This is a genomic window from Rhizobium sp. UFLA01-1127, from assembly GCF_059803845.1.
This window is the reverse complement of record NZ_JAUQTZ010000154.1, coordinates 1-14,413: the sequence shown is the minus strand read 5'-3', so window position 1 is coordinate 14,413 and position 14,413 is coordinate 1. Positions and strand designations below refer to the sequence as shown.

The window sequence follows — 14,413 nt, the reverse complement described above, 5'->3', positions numbered from 1 at the left end:
CGGCATGACGCCCGAGGAGTACCGGCAGAAATGGGGGCTGGCTTCCAATTATCCGATGGTTGCGCAGAATTATGCCAACCGGCGGTCTGAACTGGCCAAGGTTTCCGGCCTCGGTGCCAATGGCAACAAGAAGGAAAGCGTCCGCTAGCGCAATTCCAGGAAAGGTGCGCAAGCGGTTTTCCGTCCGGAATTGCGTAAAGAGCTACGGAAACATCAAAGAATAACGGCGCCCGTTGCAGGGCGCCGTTATTTTTTGGCCTCTTGTGAAGCCGGTATCGGGCGTCGGATGACGCCTCCGTCAGAACACCTGACGCAGCACGATGAACAGCCCGAACGCCAGCGCGATCGAGGCCGGCAGCGTCAGGATCCAGGCCATCAGCATATTGCGCACGGTCGACCACTGCAGACCCGAGCCGTTCGCCGCCATGGTGCCGGCGACGCCGGAGGATAGCACGTGCGTGGTCGAGACCGGCAGGCCGAGATGGTCCGCAGCACCGATCGTCAACATTGCGACCACTTCGGCGGCGGCACCCTGGCCATAGGTCAGATGCGTCTTGCCGATCTTCTCGCCGACAGTCACGACGATGCGCTTCCAGCCGACCATGGTGCCGAGGCCGAGTGCCAATGCGACGGCGACCTTCACCCAGAGCGGGATGAACTTGGTCGCGTGGTCGACGGCGGCGTGATAGCTGGTCACGGCCTTCAGATCGTCGGCGCTCATCGGCAGCAGCTTCTGCTTGTCGATCAGCTTCAGCGATTCACCGATCAGGTAGATATCGTTACGAACGTTGCCGACGAGCCCGTTTGGCAGCTTCTCGACGCTGGGATAGGCGGCAATTTCGGCGCTTGTGGCATGGATATAGGCTTGGAGAGCCGGTGTCGTCGCGTCCGTCCAGGTCTTGGTCTTTACGGCATTGCTGACAGCGGCCTTCGGATCGGCCGGCGCGGCAACACCCGGCTTCACATATTTGCCGAGCACAGTCTCGACTTGCGTAGAGGCAGCTTTGTAGGCGTCGAGATAGTTGACGTCGGGCGTCTTGTTCAGGGCGAAGGCGGTCGGCACGAGACCGATGAGGATGAGCATGATCAGACCCATGCCCTTTTGCCCGTCATTCGACCCGTGGGCGAAGCTGACACCGGTGCAGGTGAAGATCAGCAGGCCGCGGATCCAGGCCGGCGGCGGCGCATTGCCCTTCGGCGCTTCATAGAGCTCCTTGTTGCGGATCAGCACCTTGGCGACCAGCAGCAGGATCGCCGCCATGGCGAAACCGATGATAGGCGACAGGAGCAGCGACATGCCGACGTTGCTTGCCTGCGACCAGTCGACGCCGCTGGTGGCGGAGCCGGCAGGCGCCAGGAACTGATTGGCGAGACCGACGCCGATGATGGAGCCGACGAGCGTGTGCGAGCTCGATGCCGGCAGGCCGAGATACCAGGTGCCGAGGTTCCAGATGATGGCGGCGGTCAAGAGGGCGAACACCATCGCAAGACCGGAGCCGGAGCCGACCTGCAGGATCAGCTCCACCGGCAGCAGCGCCAGGATGCCGAAGGCGACGGCACCGGACGAGGTCAGGACGCCGAGGAAGTTGAAGAAGCCCGACCAGATGACCGCGAATTCAGCAGGCAGCGAGCGGGTGTAGATGACGGTGGCAACGGCATTGGCCGTGTCATGGAAGCCGTTGACGAATTCGAATCCGAGCGCGATCAGCAGCGCAAGGCCGAGCAGGATCCACGGAACAGCGGCGGCCTCGGCAAGATCGCTGCCGAGGGCATAGCCGACATAGACGAGACCGGCCAGCACGACGACGCCGAAGATCGGCAGAAACCATTTTGCCGAGCTGCTTGCGCCGTGAATTGGATGGCTGGCATTGCCACCCTCCGAAGTACTTGAGGCGAGGTCGACCATCCCAAACTCCTTTATGGCAATTGATATTGCTGGTGTAAGCCTCCTTCATGAAACTCTCGTGACGCGCGAGTAAGTTGCGAATGCCCGCAAATGTTGACAACGACAAGCTTTTTCCGCGTGACTATCGGCTTGAGCCTATCGCAATTTTGCCGCCAAAAGGCCTTTTTCGGTTCAGCCGGCGTTCATCGCCTCGGGGGTTAAATCTCGCATGTAAGGAACCTGGATAAAGGGCCATCAAAATGAGATCGTCCGTGATTGCTATCGCTGCCTTGTTCGGCAGCCTGGTTGTATCTTCGGCAGAGGCAATGCCTGTCCCGGCCGTTGGGACAACGGCCTCAGTGCCGATCGTGAAAATTGACTATGCCTGCGGTCGCGGCTGGCACCTGACGCGTTGGGGTGAATGCCGTCCGAATCGCTGGGGTCCGCCGCCGCGGCGTTGGGGTTATTACAGGCCGCCACCGCCGCCGCCATGGGGCTGGCATGGCCATCGCCATCACCGTGATGGCTGGGGTGATGACCGCTGGCGCGATCGCCCGCGCTATTGGTAAGATCCGAAACACCGCCGCACTGCGCGACGGTGTTTTGCTTGCTGCATGGTTCAGCGTGTTGCAGCGACCTTTGCGCGTCACATGCGACGCGCGGCGCTGGAGCGATGGCTTTCGGGACGCAATGCACGTGCCGCAAGCCATAATTCCGCGAGAACGACCAGCGCGCTTTTTCGCTCTTCATCGCCCGCCTTGCACGCAGGATGCAGGCGGCGTGTCACATCAGGCCCGGCGCGCGGTCACGTTGCCGGAGTGCACCAGCGCCAACTGCCGTTCCGCCCAGGCGCCGAAAGCCAACCCCAGCGCAGCCCAGAGAATGGCATGCATACCGAGCGAGGCAATGCGGAAGCGCCAGAGCACGACGGCCGAGAACTGTTCCGGCACTTCGTCGATCGGCGGAAGCAGATATTGGATCAGCGCAATGAAGGCGATATAGCCGATGCCGGCAATGATCGCGCCGTTCCAGGAGCCATATCGTGCCGTCAGCCGGCGGCCGAAGCCGATGGCAACGATCATGCCGGCAGTGGAAGCGACGATCATGATGAAGAACAGCTCGGTTCTCGCGCCGATCGTCTCTGGATTGCCGACGGCCGGCGGATTTGCAGGATACTTGATGTCGGGCACGAGCGAGATCGTCACGAAGGCAGCGATGGCAAGCAGAGCAGCGGTGCCGCGCGCACCGAAAGAACTGATACGTCCGTAGACCAGGGAAAAGACCAGCGCGAACAATCCGCCTATTGCGGTCGAAAAGATCACGCTGCCGATGAAAAGGCCGAGGCCCGCCTGGGTGGTGCGGCTGACGATTTCCGGCTCCGTCGCTTCGCCGGCCGCCTGCGCTGCCCTTTCCCCAAAGCCGATGGCCCAATCGACCAGCGGTTCGCCGAAGATGCGGGCGAAAGCAAAAACGAGAATACCGGCAAGAGCCCCGACGATCATACCGCGGAGCAAAAGACGTCCAACCATGTGCTTGACCCCTTAGTGGCAGGGGAAGCCGAGAAGGTGACGGGCATCATGCACGAATTCGTGCACATAGCTGCCTGATATCAGTGAGGTTGCGCCTTCCTCGGCGCCGATGAAATAGATCGCAATCAGCATCAGCAGGCCTGCGAAAATGGCCCAGGGCAGGATTTGGCCGAGCGGAATCGGCTGCGGAACTGCGGATGGAGCGAAAGTGGTGTCGGACATTGTATTTCCCTCTTCAAGAAAAGCGCGTTCCATTTGCGGAAGGGTTCTTGCGGGAAGGGTCTGGCTCTCGAGGGCGAAGTTTCCGTCATCGATTACAGTGGCGCGACCGCGCCGGGATTCCACCGGCTTCCACACCCGCAAGTGCAAGTTTATAATTGTTTGCAAATATAATTGTCAATCAAGCGCCAAAGCGATGCGAAATCGCGACAAGAGCGCGGTAGGGGATGGAGCTGGAACAGTCTCATGAAAACGCGTCTGAGCTGGATTTGCCATGGGGCGACGCAGGCCAATCGAAAGGGCTGCTTCCCGGACGAAGAGCCTCTGGAGGTCAAGGCGGAGCAGCAGGCTCAGGCGCTGTCGTTCGAGCCCGGGTCGATCGATCATGCATGGAGCAGTCCGGCCTTGCGCGCGCGCCAAACAGCCGCAGCCCTCGGTCTCGATGCCATTCCGGATATTGCCTTGCGCGAATGCGACTATGGCGGCTGGCGAGGGCAATCGCTTGCCGAACTGCATGAGAGGGATGCGGCGTCGCTGTCGCTATGGATGACGGATACGTCGGTGGCGCCGCATGGCGGCGAAACCCTGACGGCGGTCGTGAAGCGCGTCGGCGAGTGGATGGGAAACCATATCGAGGATGCCGGCCACGTCGCCGTCATCACCCATGCGAGCGTCATTCGCGCCGCCGTTCTGCAGGCTCTGCATGCGCCGGCCGCAGCATTCTGGTCGATCGACGTCGAGCCGCTTGGAATCGTCGAGATGACCAGCGACGGCCGACGCTGGCAACTTCGCTTCCCAGCGAAGCCGGCATAGGACCGTTCCCGCAAAAGCGGCAAGCGGAAATGCCTTGGCGATCAGCGGATCGCCTTCGCCCGCCGTCGTTCGAAATAGACGAGGTAGACGGCCAGGCCGAGCGTCATCGCGGCCAATCCATACCAGGTGATGGCGTAGACGAGATGGCTGTTGTGGAAGGTAATCTGCGTCAGCCCGCCCACAGGCAGGCCGCCGGGGTTCTTCGTATCGTCGGCATCGATGAAATAGGGAGCGACATTCTGCAGGCCGCGAGCCGCAGCAATGGCCGCTACGTCGCGCGAATACCAGCGCTCTTCCGCCGGTACATTGGAGCGCAGCAGCGTGCCCTTGGGCTCGCTGATCCGCAACAGGCCGGTGACGGTGGTATCCGTGCCGGTCCAGCTCTCGGGCCGCGTCGCCGGATTGCGCATTTCCGTAGGCACAAAGCCACGGTTGATGATAACGATCGTGCCGTCCGCGAGCTTCAGCGGTGTCAGCACCCAATAGCCCGCGCCGAGTGCGGTCGAGGCATAGATCTGCGTTTCCTTGTCGTTGAGGAAGGTCCCGCTCACCTGTACATGCTTGTATTCGGAGTTTTCGGCGTTGATATCGGCCCATTGCGACCGGTCGGGTGCAGCAACCGCGGGTGCATGCACGCGCGCATCGACCCTGGCGATGAGATCGAGCTTCCAATGCAGCCGTTGCACCTGCCATGTACCGAGCCCGATCAGGAGAGCGGTGAGCAGCAGAAGCAGGAACACCCAGATCGCAAGAGCAAACGTCGAACGCGGCTTGCCTGGGGATGTATTCGAGGAAGTGTCGGTCATGGCGCTGGTCTCCGGGGACGCGCTGCCGCATGATTTCGGGAGATCTTAGTTTCTCTTCGCTGAAGATCACGCGTAGTCTTGAAAAATCGCCTGCGACTTAGAGCAATTCCAGGGAAAGTGCGCGGCGGTTTCCCGTCCGGAATTGCGTAAAGACAAAAGGATAGAGCGTTTTCGCGATTCGAAGAAAGGCGGATATTCTGGAGCGATCTCAAGGATGCGCCGCGCAGCATCCGGCTGATATTTTGGGCCGGAAAGAGGGCGGGCCTGAAGGCCCGCCGCTCGGTCTTACGGCATGTTGCGCATCATCTCGGGCGACATGGGCATCATGTTCGCGTTGAGGTGATGCATGACCCAGAGCGAACCCGACAGCGCGATGATGACGATCACGATCGTGAAGATCAGCGCCATCATGTTCCAGCCGCCTTCCGAGCGGGTGTTCATGTGCAGGAAGTAGATCATGTGCACGACGATCTGGATCACGCCGAGGATCATGACGATCGCTCCGGTGATGGCCGGATCGGCGAAAACCTTGCCCATGACCAGCCAGAAGGGGATGGCGGTCAGGATGACGGAGAGGATGAACCCCGTCATGTAGCTCTTGAAAGTGCCGTGGGACGCCTCGTGACCGCCATGGTGGTCATGGCCGTGGGCGTCGCCGGAATGATGAGAATGGTCTACGTTCGAGCTCATCCGAGAACTCCCATGAGATAGACGAGGGAAAACACGCCGATCCAGACGACGTCGAGGAAGTGCCAGAACATCGAAAGGCACATCAGGCGGCGCTTGTTCTCCGCGATCAGGCCATACCGGCCGACCTGCACCATCAGCGTGATCAGCCAGACGATACCGGTGGTGACGTGCAGACCGTGCGTGCCGACCAGCGTGAAGAAGGCCGAGAGGAAGGCGCTGCGCTGCGGGCCGGCGCCGTCGAGGATCAGGTGGTAGAACTCGTAAAGTTCGAAGAAGATGAAGAGGGCGCCGAAGATGCCGGTGATCGTCAGCCAGATCAGCGTGCCCGACTTATTGTTCTTCTCCATCGCCAGCATGGCGAAGCCGTAGGTGATGGAGGAGAGGAGCAGCATCGCCGTGTTGACGGCGACGAGCGGCAGCTCGAAGAGGTCGGCCGGAGACGGACCGGCCGCATAGCTGTGGCCGAGTACGGCGAAGGTGGCGAAGAGGACTGCGAAGATCAGGCAGTCGCTCATGATGTAGATCCAGAAGCCCAGCATGGTGCTGCCTTCCGGATGGTGCTCTTCCGTCATGTAGAAGGCGGGCGTTTCGCCATCCTTGGGAGCGTGTGCGGTTTGGGTGGTCATAAGTCTTACACCTGTCCTGCGAGCTGCTTCGTACGCTCGTTCTCGGTCTTGACGACCTCGTCGGCGGGGATGTGGTAGTCGCGCTTGTAGTTGAAGGTATGGCCGATTGTGACGGCGATCATCGCGACGAAGGTGATGGCGGCAAGCCACCACATGTACCAGATCATGCCGAATGCGAAGCCGATGGAGAGAACGCCGAGGATGATGCCGGTGCCGGTATTCTTCGGCATGTGGATCGGGATGAAGCCTTCGGTCGGCCTGACGTAGCCGCGGTTCTTCATGTCCCACCAGGCGTCGTGACCGTAGACGATCGGCGTGAAGGCGAAGTTGTAGGCCGGCGGCGGCGAAGAGGTGGACCATTCCAGCGTGCGGCCGCCCCAGGGGTCGCCCGTGTGATCGCGAAGCTCTTCGCGCTTCATGAAGCTGACGGCGAGCTGGATGAGGAAGCAGGCGATGCCGATGGCGATGAGGCCGGCGCCGAAGGCTGCGATGATGAACCAGATCTGCAGCGACGGATCGTCGAACTGGCTGACGCGGCGGGTGACGCCCATCAGGCCGAGGATGTAGAGCGGCATGAAGGCGAACCAGAAGCCGATCTGCCAGAACCAGAAGCTCATCTTGCCCCAGAAAGGATCGAGCTTGAAGCCGAAGGCCTTCGGGAACCAGTAGTTGACGCCTGCGAACATGCCGAAGAGCACGCCGCCGATGATCACGTTATGGAAGTGGGCGATCAGGAACAGCGAGTTGTGCAGCACGAAGTCGGCCGGCGGAACAGCCAGCATGACCCCGGTCATGCCGCCGATGGTGAAGGTCACCATGAAGCCGACGGTCCACAGCATCGGCGGCTCGTAGCGGATGCGGCCGTGATACATCGTGAACAGCCAGTTGAAGAGCTTCGCACCCGTCGGGATCGAGATGATCATCGTCGTGATGCCGAAGAAGGAATTGACGCTGGCGCCCGAGCCCATGGTGAAGAAATGGTGCAGCCAGACGAGGTAGGAGAGGATCATGATCACGCAGGTGGCGTAGACCATCGAGGCGTAGCCGAAGAGGCGCTTGCCGCAGAAGGTGGCGACGACTTCCGAGAAGACGCCGAAGGCCGGCAGGATCAGGATGTAGACTTCCGGGTGGCCCCAGATCCAGATGAGGTTGACATACATCATCGGATTGCCGCCGAGGTCATTCGTGAAGAAGTTCGTGCCGGCATAGCGGTCGAGCGTCAGCAGGGCGAGCGTGGCGGTCAGGATCGGGAAGGATGCAACGATCAGGATGTTGGTGCAGAGCGAGGTCCAGGTGAAGACCGGCATCTTCATGAAGGTCATGCCCGGCGCGCGCATCTTGACGATGGTGGCGATCAGGTTGATGCCCGAAAGCGTCGTTCCGATACCCGCGACCTGCAGGCCCCAGATATAATAATCGACGCCGACATCGGGACTGTAGGCGATGCCGGAAAGCGGCGGATAGGCCAGCCAGCCGGTCTTGGCGAATTCGCCGATGAAGAGCGAGATCATGATGACGATCGCGCCTGCCGTCGTCATCCAGAAGGAGAAGTTGTTGAGGAACGGGAAGGACACGTCGCGCGCGCCGATCTGCAGCGGCACGACGAGGTTCATCAGGCCGGTGACGAAGGGCATCGCCACGAAGAAGATCATGATGACGCCGTGGGCGGTGAAGATCTGGTCGTAGTGATGCGGCGGCAGATAACCTTCGGAACCGTTGAAGGCGATGGCCTGCTGCAGGCGCATCAGCAGCGCATCGGAAAAGCCGCGCAGCAGCATGATCAGCGCCAGCACGACGTACATGATGCCGATCTTCTTGTGATCGATGCTGGTGAACCATTCCTTCCAGAGATAACCCCAGAGGCGGAAATAGGTCAGCAGGCCAAGAAGGGCGATACCGCCGACGGCGACGCCGATGAAGGTCACGACGAGGATCGGTTCGTGATATGGAATGGAATCGAGCGTCAGCCGACCGAAGATGAATTTATAGAGGTCCGGGTTGGAAAACATGGATTGCCTCTGTCCCTTATGAATGTCTTGTTATTGAGCGCACCGGATCAATGACCCTGATGCTGCGCCGAACCGGTCGGCGAATCGGAAGAAGAGCCGTTGCCCATGTCCATGCCCGGCATGGAGTTGTCTCCATGCTGCATGGTATGGGTAGCATTCCCTTCAGCCTTGACGGGCGTGACCTCGGCCGAGGCGCCTTCGCGGTTGTCGTAGATCAGGCGCTCGCGGTTTTCGTGGCTTTCCTTGCCGGCGCCGCCCTTGGCGTCGATATGCATCATCTCGCTCATGCACATCTTGCTCGGATCGGCGCACATGTTGAGGATGGCGTTATAGAGCCCGTCGTCGACGGCGTTGAAATAGCGCACCGGCTCGCGTTCGCTCGGCTTGGCGAGCGCCATGTATTCCTGGCGGCCGAGAGCCGTGCCCTGGCTCTTTGCCTTCTGGACCCATTGGTCGAAACCGGCCTGATCCAAACCGTGGAACTTGAAGCGCATGTTCGAGAAGCCGGCGCCGCTATAGTTGGCCGACAGGCCCTGGAATTCGCCGGGATGGTTGATGACGGCGTGCAGTTTGGTCTCCATGCCCGGCATGGCGTAGATCTGGCCTGCCAGCGCCGGGATGAAGAAGGAGTTCATCACCGAGGAGGCCGTGATCTTGAAGTTGATCGGGCGATCGACGGGAGCTGCCATCTCATTGACGGTGGCGATGCCGTATTCCGGATAGAAGAACAGCCATTTCCAGTCGAGCGCGACCACTTCGACCGTCAGCGGCTTCACGTCGGCACTGAGCGGCTTGTCGGCGGCGATGCGGTCGAGCGGCCGATAGGGGTCGAGCTGATGGGTGCTGATCCAGGTCACCGCACCGAGCGCGATGATGATGGCAAGCGGAGCGGACCAGATGACCAGCTCCAGACGTGTCGAATGATGCCAATCCGGCTCGTAGGTCGCTTGCGTGTTCGACTGACGGTATTTCCAGGCGAAGAACAGCGTCAGCAAGATCACCGGGATGATGATGATCAGCATCAGCACCACCGAGACGATGATGAGGTCTCGCTGCTGCATGGCGATATCGCCGGAAGGGGCCATCACCACCAGATTGCAGCCTGATAGCAGCAAAAACAAAGGGATGATGGATAAACGGCTGAAAATCTTCAATAGTCTTGGCACGTCTTAAAGCTCTTCTTGTTTCGACCCTACCGCGACTAAAGGACGGCGGTCATGAACGATATGAGGTGTTTCGTCGCACCGCAGCAAGCTTGAGTGCATTGCGGTATGGAATGCTGTCCCACCTATCGGGAAAACCCTCGAAAATCTAGAAGGTTTTCTATCAAGCAATTCGCTTTCGCCGGCGCTAATATACCTGGATCGGAACAAATGGCTATCACCGGCGGTTGTTCTTCGTCCCGAATGCGGCACCAATGGCGGACAATATCTCGACCGATTGCCAATTTGCGAATTATTTCATGCTGGATACTTGATATGTTCGCACGTTTGATCGACATTTTCATTATGCACGAATTCGTGGAGGAATTCGTGCCCGGAGAGGGAGGCTCCCGCGCATGGTCAGCGTTACGCATGAATCACTGAATCCCAAGTCTTCAACTCTGGAGAGCGATGCCCGCAGCATGCATGCGAACGGCTCCGTCGCCCCCGGCAACATCGCCATCGGCGTGATCATCGGTCGCACGTCCGAGTTCTTCGATTTCTTCGTCTATGCCATTGCATCCGTATTGGTCTTCCCGAAGCTCATCTTCCCCTTCGCCGACCCGCTGCATGGCACGATGCTTTCCTTCCTGGTCTTCGCGCTGGCCTTTATCGCCCGCCCGATCGGCTCGTTCATCTTCATGGCGGTCGACCGCAGATATGGACGTGGCGTCAAGCTGACGGTCGCGCTGTTCCTGCTCGGCGGCTCGACGGCGGCGATGAGCTTCCTGCCCGGTTATTCGGAAGTCGGCGTCTACGCGATCGTCCTGCTTGCCATCTTCCGCATCGGCCAGGGTCTCGCGCTCGGCGGCGCCTGGGACGGCCTCGCCTCGCTTCTTGCGCTCAATGCACCGACCAATCACCGCGGCTGGTATGCGATGATCCCGCAGCTCGGCGCGCCGATCGGCTTCATGCTGGCAAGCGCGCTGTTTGCCTATTTCGTCACGAGCCTCACGACGGCGGACTTCATTGATTGGGGCTGGCGCTACCCGTTCTTCTGCGCCTTCGCGGTCAATGTCGTTGCGCTCTTCGCCCGCCTGCGCCTGGTTGCGACCGAAGAATTTGGCACCCTGCTGGACCGCCATGAGCTAGAGCCTGTGAAGATGACGCAACTGCTGCGCGTCCATGGCCGGGACGTCCTGATCGGCGCCTTCGTGCCGCTTGCAAGCTTTGCGACCTTCCATCTGGTCACGGTCTTCCCGCTCGGCTGGGTCACGCTCTACAGCGAGCAGACCCCCGGCTCGTTCCTGCTGATGGAGTTCCTCGGCGCGATCTGCGGCATCCTCGCCATCATCTGTTCAGGTATGCTGGCCGACCGGATCGGCCGCCGCAATCAACTGGCCATCGGCGCCGTGCTGATCGCCTGCTTCGCCTTCGTGGCTCCCTGGCTGCTCGATGGCGGGGCGACCGGCCGTCATGTCTATGTGGTTCTCGGCTTTACGCTGCTCGGCCTTTCCTTCGGACAGGCAGCCGGCGCCAGCGCCTCGCGCTTCACCCGCAACTATCGCTACAGCGGTTCGGCTCTCGTATCCGATTTGTCCTGGCTGATCGGTGCCGGCTTCGCGCCTTTCGTGGCGCTCGCCCTCTCCAGCCAGTTCGGCCTCGTCTACACCAGCCTCTATCTGCTGTCGGGCGTCGTCTGCACGCTGGTCGCCATCTTCTTCAGCAAGACGCTGGAAACGCGCGACAACTGAGACGGACCATCGAACTGAAGGAGGGCCGCGGCATGGAAGTGCCGCGGCTTTTTTTGGTCAGGCTGCATGCATAAGCCATGCGACCAGCGGTGCCGCCAGCACGTTCGTCAGCCCCACCAGCACCATGACGAGACCGGCGATCGATCCTTCCTCACGGCCGATCTCATGCGCCTTGGCGACGCCGATGCCGTGCGCGCCCATGCCGTAGAGCGCGCCGCGCGCCATGCCCGATTTCAATGGCAGCAGCCGCAGCAAGATTTGTCCGACAACGGCGCCGAACAGGCCGGTGACGACGACAAAGACGGCGGTCAGATTGGGCACGCCACCGATATCATCCGACACCACCATGGCAAAAGGCGTGCTGATCGAGCGCGGCATCAGACTGAGCCGCACGCTCTCATCGAGGCCGAGAAGGCTGGCGAGTCCCCACGCAGACACCATGGCCGTGGTGCTGCCGACGGTTATGCCGAACAGGAGAACGGGCCAGTAGCGCTTGATGAGACCCCGCTGCTCGTAGATCGGCACGGCAAAGGCGACGGTCGCCGGCCCGAGCAGGGCCAGCAGCCATCGGCTGTCGTGCATGTAGTCCTGATAATCTGCGTGCAGTACGAGTGCGATGGCGATCAGGGCTGCAGGCGCCACCACCAGCGGCGACAGCCAGAGCGAAGGCCAGCGCCGGTGGAGCGTCTTGGAAACATAGTAGAGACCGATCGTCGCCAGCGGCCAGAACAGGCCGGATGCGGCGGTTTCAATGGCGGACATGGCGGGAGGCTCCGTGGCGCATCATGAGGCGGCAGCCGATATCGATCGCAATGGCGGTCACGCTCATGACCATGACCGTGCCGGCGGAGATCACTATGAGCACCTTCAGCCCGACGATACCGATGAATTCGCCATGATCGAGCACGGCCAGCACCGCCGGCACGAAGAACAGCAGCATCTCGCCGAGGAACCACTCCGCACCACGTTTCATGCTCGCCATGCCGATCCTGCCGCTGGCAAGCAGCGCGAACACCAGCAGCATGCCGGCGATGGCGCCGGGTATCGGCAGGTGCGTCAGGCCTACGATGGCCTCGCCCGCTTGCCAGAAGGCGAGCAGCAGCAGGATCTGAGCCAAACGGCTCACTCTCGGATGGTTTTGCAGATCGATGCGCATGGAGAAACTCGGGAAAATTCGATGTCCTAAAGATAAACCTTGTGCCAGCATGAATAAAATGAATTGATTTCATCAAATCCAGTCCCAAAAGGAATAGCTATGGAACTTCGAACTTTAAGGGCATTTGTCGAGGTGGTGCGCCAGGGCGGATTTTCGGAGGCTGCGAAGGTGGTATTCACGACCCAGTCCGCCGTCAGCAAGGCCGTGCGCCAGCTCGAGGATGAGCTCGGTCTGGCGCTGCTCAATCGCATTGGTCACAGCGCGACCCTGACCGATGCAGGCGAGGTGGTGTATCGCCGGGCCGTGGCAATGCTTGCCGCGCGAGACGATCTGCTTGCCGAACTCGCCGAACTGCGTGGCCTTGCCCGTGGCACGCTGCGTCTCGGCCTGCCGCCGATCGGCAACGATGCGCTGTTTGCGCCGATGTTTGCCGTCTTCCGCAATCGCTATCCGGGGATCGAGATCAAGCTGGCGGAGCAGGGATCCATGCGCCTGGAGGAAATGGTTCTTTCCGGCGAAGTCGATCTCGGCGCCTCGCTCCTGCCGACGCGCGACATATTCGAGTGGCAGAGCGTACGCTGCGAGCCGATGCATGTGCTGCTGCCCGCCGCGCATCCTCTCGCCGGGCGTGCGGCGGTACCGCTCGCGGCGCTGCAGGGCAATTCCTTTATCTTGTTTGAAGCCGGCTTTGCCCTCAATGGCATTATTCTCGATGCCTGCCGCAACGCCGGCTTCGCGCCCGATATCGCCGCACGCTCGAGCCAGATCAATTTTATCGTCGAGCTTGTCGCAGCCGGGCTCGGCGTGGGTTTCCTGCCGCGGTTGATCGCCGAGCAGCGGCAGCGTCCCGGCGTCAGCCACGCGCTCGTCGTCGAGCCGGAAATGGCGTGGCACATGGCGTGGATATGGCGGCGGGGCGGCTATCTCTCGCATGCCGGCAAAGCCTGGATCGATCTCGCTGCAGAGATAGCGATGAAATCTTGACTTATATTTCAAACTTTTTTGATGATAAAGCGCCCGTGTAAACTTGAAAAAAATTCTCAGGAAAAATATAGCCTATCCCAAGGCCGCCTCAGGCGGTGACTTTCAAGCGAGAGGGCTTATGACTTTTTCCTTTACTCATCTCACCAGCGCGCTGGTGCTTGCCGCAGGTCTTGCGATCGCTCCGATGGTAGCGAATGCCGCCGAATCCGAAGGCATCGTCGTCTATAACGCCCAGCACGAGGCACTGACGCAGGCATGGGCGGATGGCTTCACCAAGGAAACCGGCATCAAGGTCACGATCCGCAACGGCAGCGACATGCAGTTTGCCAACCAGATCGTCCAGGAAGGCGCGGCCTCCCCGGCGGACGTTTATCTGACGGAAAACTCGCCGGGCATGGCGCTGGTCGATGCCAACAAGCTCTTCGCCTCGGTCAATGCCGATACGCTTGCGCAGGTGCCGGAAACCTTCAAGGCGGCCGATGGCAACTGGGTCGGCGTCGCGGCGCGCTCCACGGTTTTCGCCTATGACAAAACCAAGCTGAAGGAAGCCGATCTGCCGAAATCGCTGCTCGATCTCGCCGATCCCAAGTGGAAGGGCCGTTGGGGCGCTTCGCCGGCCGGCGCCGACTTCCAGGCGATCGTCAGCGCGCTGCTTGAGCTGAAGGGCGAGGATGCCACCCGCGCCTGGCTGAAGGCGATGAAGCAAAATGCCAGCTTCTACAAGGGCAACAGTGTCGCCATGAAGGCCGTCAATGCCGGCGAGGTCGAAGGCGCTGTGATCTATCACTATTATTGGTTCG

The 14,413-nt window shown here is 60.7% G+C and carries 16 protein-coding genes; 6 read left to right on the top strand and 10 right to left on the bottom strand.

Annotation, left to right across the window (positions count from 1 at the left end):
- The coding region (locus Q4Q11_RS27065) for a MucR family transcriptional regulator (protein WP_498571396.1) at positions 1-148 on the top strand (148 nt) is incomplete at its 5' end.
- 150 nt (positions 149-298) lie between these two features.
- Here the strand turns inward: Q4Q11_RS27065 and Q4Q11_RS27060 are convergent.
- The gene (locus tag Q4Q11_RS27060; RefSeq protein ID WP_112512362.1) at positions 299-1,906 is read right to left on the bottom strand and encodes an inorganic phosphate transporter; all 1,608 of its coding nucleotides are present in this window, start codon (positions 1,904-1,906) and stop codon (positions 299-301) included.
- A 239-nt stretch (positions 1,907-2,145) separates the two neighbouring features.
- Between Q4Q11_RS27060 and Q4Q11_RS27055 the strand changes: the two genes are divergently transcribed.
- On the top strand, positions 2,146-2,454 hold the full coding sequence (locus Q4Q11_RS27055; protein WP_112512363.1) for a GCG_CRPN prefix-to-repeats domain-containing protein: 309 nt from the start codon (positions 2,146-2,148) through the stop codon (positions 2,452-2,454).
- A gap of 219 nt (positions 2,455-2,673) precedes the next feature.
- Here the strand turns inward: Q4Q11_RS27055 and Q4Q11_RS27050 are convergent, their stop codons facing one another.
- Complete coding sequence (locus Q4Q11_RS27050) at positions 2,674-3,414, bottom strand: CbtA family protein (RefSeq protein ID WP_498571395.1); 741 nt, start codon at positions 3,412-3,414, stop codon at positions 2,674-2,676.
- A 12-nt stretch (positions 3,415-3,426) separates the two neighbouring features.
- Positions 3,427-3,636 (bottom strand): CbtB domain-containing protein, encoded by a 210-nt coding sequence (locus tag Q4Q11_RS27045; protein ID WP_113223904.1) that lies wholly within the window; start codon positions 3,634-3,636, stop codon positions 3,427-3,429.
- Positions 3,637-3,879: 243 nt separating this feature from the next.
- Between Q4Q11_RS27045 and Q4Q11_RS27040 the strand changes: the two genes are divergently transcribed.
- Complete coding sequence (locus tag Q4Q11_RS27040; protein WP_498571394.1) at positions 3,880-4,446, top strand: histidine phosphatase family protein; 567 nt, start codon at positions 3,880-3,882, stop codon at positions 4,444-4,446.
- A 41-nt stretch (positions 4,447-4,487) separates the two neighbouring features.
- Here the strand turns inward: Q4Q11_RS27040 and Q4Q11_RS27035 are convergent, their stop codons facing one another.
- The 5 genes from Q4Q11_RS27035 to cyoA all read right to left on the bottom strand — a co-directional run bounded on the left by Q4Q11_RS27035 (position 4,488) and on the right by cyoA (position 9,743).
- Positions 4,488-5,252, bottom strand: a complete 765-nt coding sequence (locus Q4Q11_RS27035) for an SURF1 family protein (protein ID WP_498571393.1) — start codon at positions 5,250-5,252, stop codon at positions 4,488-4,490.
- 285 nt (positions 5,253-5,537) lie between these two features.
- The gene (gene cyoD, locus Q4Q11_RS27030) at positions 5,538-5,942 is read right to left on the bottom strand and encodes a cytochrome o ubiquinol oxidase subunit IV (protein WP_498571392.1); all 405 of its coding nucleotides are present in this window, start codon (positions 5,940-5,942) and stop codon (positions 5,538-5,540) included.
- Positions 5,939-6,568 (bottom strand): cytochrome o ubiquinol oxidase subunit III, encoded by a 630-nt coding sequence (cyoC, locus tag Q4Q11_RS27025; protein ID WP_498571391.1) that lies wholly within the window; start codon positions 6,566-6,568, stop codon positions 5,939-5,941. Before cyoC ends, cyoD begins: the two co-directional genes overlap by 4 nt.
- A gap of 5 nt (positions 6,569-6,573) precedes the next feature.
- The gene (gene cyoB / locus Q4Q11_RS27020; protein ID WP_498571390.1) at positions 6,574-8,577 is read right to left on the bottom strand and encodes a cytochrome o ubiquinol oxidase subunit I; all 2,004 of its coding nucleotides are present in this window, start codon (positions 8,575-8,577) and stop codon (positions 6,574-6,576) included.
- A 47-nt stretch (positions 8,578-8,624) separates the two neighbouring features.
- Entirely contained in the window at positions 8,625-9,743 is a 1,119-nt protein-coding gene (cyoA, locus tag Q4Q11_RS27015) for a ubiquinol oxidase subunit II (RefSeq protein ID WP_113216378.1), read from the bottom strand.
- Positions 9,744-10,135: 392 nt separating this feature from the next.
- Between cyoA and Q4Q11_RS27010 the strand changes: the two genes are divergently transcribed.
- On the top strand, positions 10,136-11,473 hold the full coding sequence (locus Q4Q11_RS27010; protein WP_498571389.1) for an MFS transporter: 1,338 nt from the start codon (positions 10,136-10,138) through the stop codon (positions 11,471-11,473).
- 57 nt (positions 11,474-11,530) lie between these two features.
- On the opposite strand, the gene Q4Q11_RS27005 is transcribed toward Q4Q11_RS27010, so the two are convergent.
- Entirely contained in the window at positions 11,531-12,235 is a 705-nt protein-coding gene (locus Q4Q11_RS27005) for an LrgB family protein (RefSeq protein ID WP_498571388.1), read from the bottom strand.
- Positions 12,222-12,629: a CidA/LrgA family protein gene (locus tag Q4Q11_RS27000; RefSeq protein ID WP_113216380.1), complete on the bottom strand. Its 408-nt coding sequence runs from the start codon at positions 12,627-12,629 to the stop codon at positions 12,222-12,224. Before Q4Q11_RS27000 ends, Q4Q11_RS27005 begins: the two co-directional genes overlap by 14 nt.
- A 99-nt stretch (positions 12,630-12,728) precedes the next feature.
- Here Q4Q11_RS27000 and Q4Q11_RS26995 point away from each other — a divergent pair, with 99 nt between their 5' ends.
- Positions 12,729-13,613, top strand: coding sequence for a LysR family transcriptional regulator (locus tag Q4Q11_RS26995; RefSeq protein ID WP_113216381.1), 885 nt, complete (start codon positions 12,729-12,731; stop codon positions 13,611-13,613).
- 118 nt (positions 13,614-13,731) lie between these two features.
- On the top strand, positions 13,732-14,413 hold a 682-nt coding region (locus Q4Q11_RS26990; protein ID WP_498571387.1), incomplete at its 3' end, for an extracellular solute-binding protein.

Bases quoted from the DNA above. Each gene is read 5' to 3' on its own strand.
- Q4Q11_RS27050 (WP_498571395.1), bottom strand. From the start codon at position 3,414: ATGGTTGGACGTCTTTTGCTCCGCGGTATGATCGTCGGGGCTCTTGCC.
- cyoB (WP_498571390.1), bottom strand. From the start codon at position 8,577: ATGTTTTCCAACCCGGACCTCTATAAATTCATCTTCGGTCGGCTGACG.
- Q4Q11_RS27055 (WP_112512363.1), top strand. From the start codon at position 2,146: ATGAGATCGTCCGTGATTGCTATCGCTGCCTTGTTCGGCAGCCTGGTT.
- Q4Q11_RS27045 (WP_113223904.1), bottom strand. From the start codon at position 3,636: ATGTCCGACACCACTTTCGCTCCATCCGCAGTTCCGCAGCCGATTCCG.
- Q4Q11_RS27005 (WP_498571388.1), bottom strand. From the start codon at position 12,235: ATGTCCGCCATTGAAACCGCCGCATCCGGCCTGTTCTGGCCGCTGGCG.
- Q4Q11_RS27040 (WP_498571394.1), top strand. From the start codon at position 3,880: ATGAAAACGCGTCTGAGCTGGATTTGCCATGGGGCGACGCAGGCCAAT.
- Q4Q11_RS27010 (WP_498571389.1), top strand. From the start codon at position 10,136: ATGGTCAGCGTTACGCATGAATCACTGAATCCCAAGTCTTCAACTCTG.
- Q4Q11_RS26995 (WP_113216381.1), top strand. From the start codon at position 12,729: ATGGAACTTCGAACTTTAAGGGCATTTGTCGAGGTGGTGCGCCAGGGC.
- cyoD (WP_498571392.1), bottom strand. From the start codon at position 5,942: ATGAGCTCGAACGTAGACCATTCTCATCATTCCGGCGACGCCCACGGC.
- Q4Q11_RS27000 (WP_113216380.1), bottom strand. From the start codon at position 12,629: ATGCGCATCGATCTGCAAAACCATCCGAGAGTGAGCCGTTTGGCTCAG.
- cyoC (WP_498571391.1), bottom strand. From the start codon at position 6,568: ATGACCACCCAAACCGCACACGCTCCCAAGGATGGCGAAACGCCCGCC.
- Q4Q11_RS27035 (WP_498571393.1), bottom strand. From the start codon at position 5,252: ATGACCGACACTTCCTCGAATACATCCCCAGGCAAGCCGCGTTCGACG.
- Q4Q11_RS27060 (WP_112512362.1), bottom strand. From the start codon at position 1,906: ATGGTCGACCTCGCCTCAAGTACTTCGGAGGGTGGCAATGCCAGCCAT.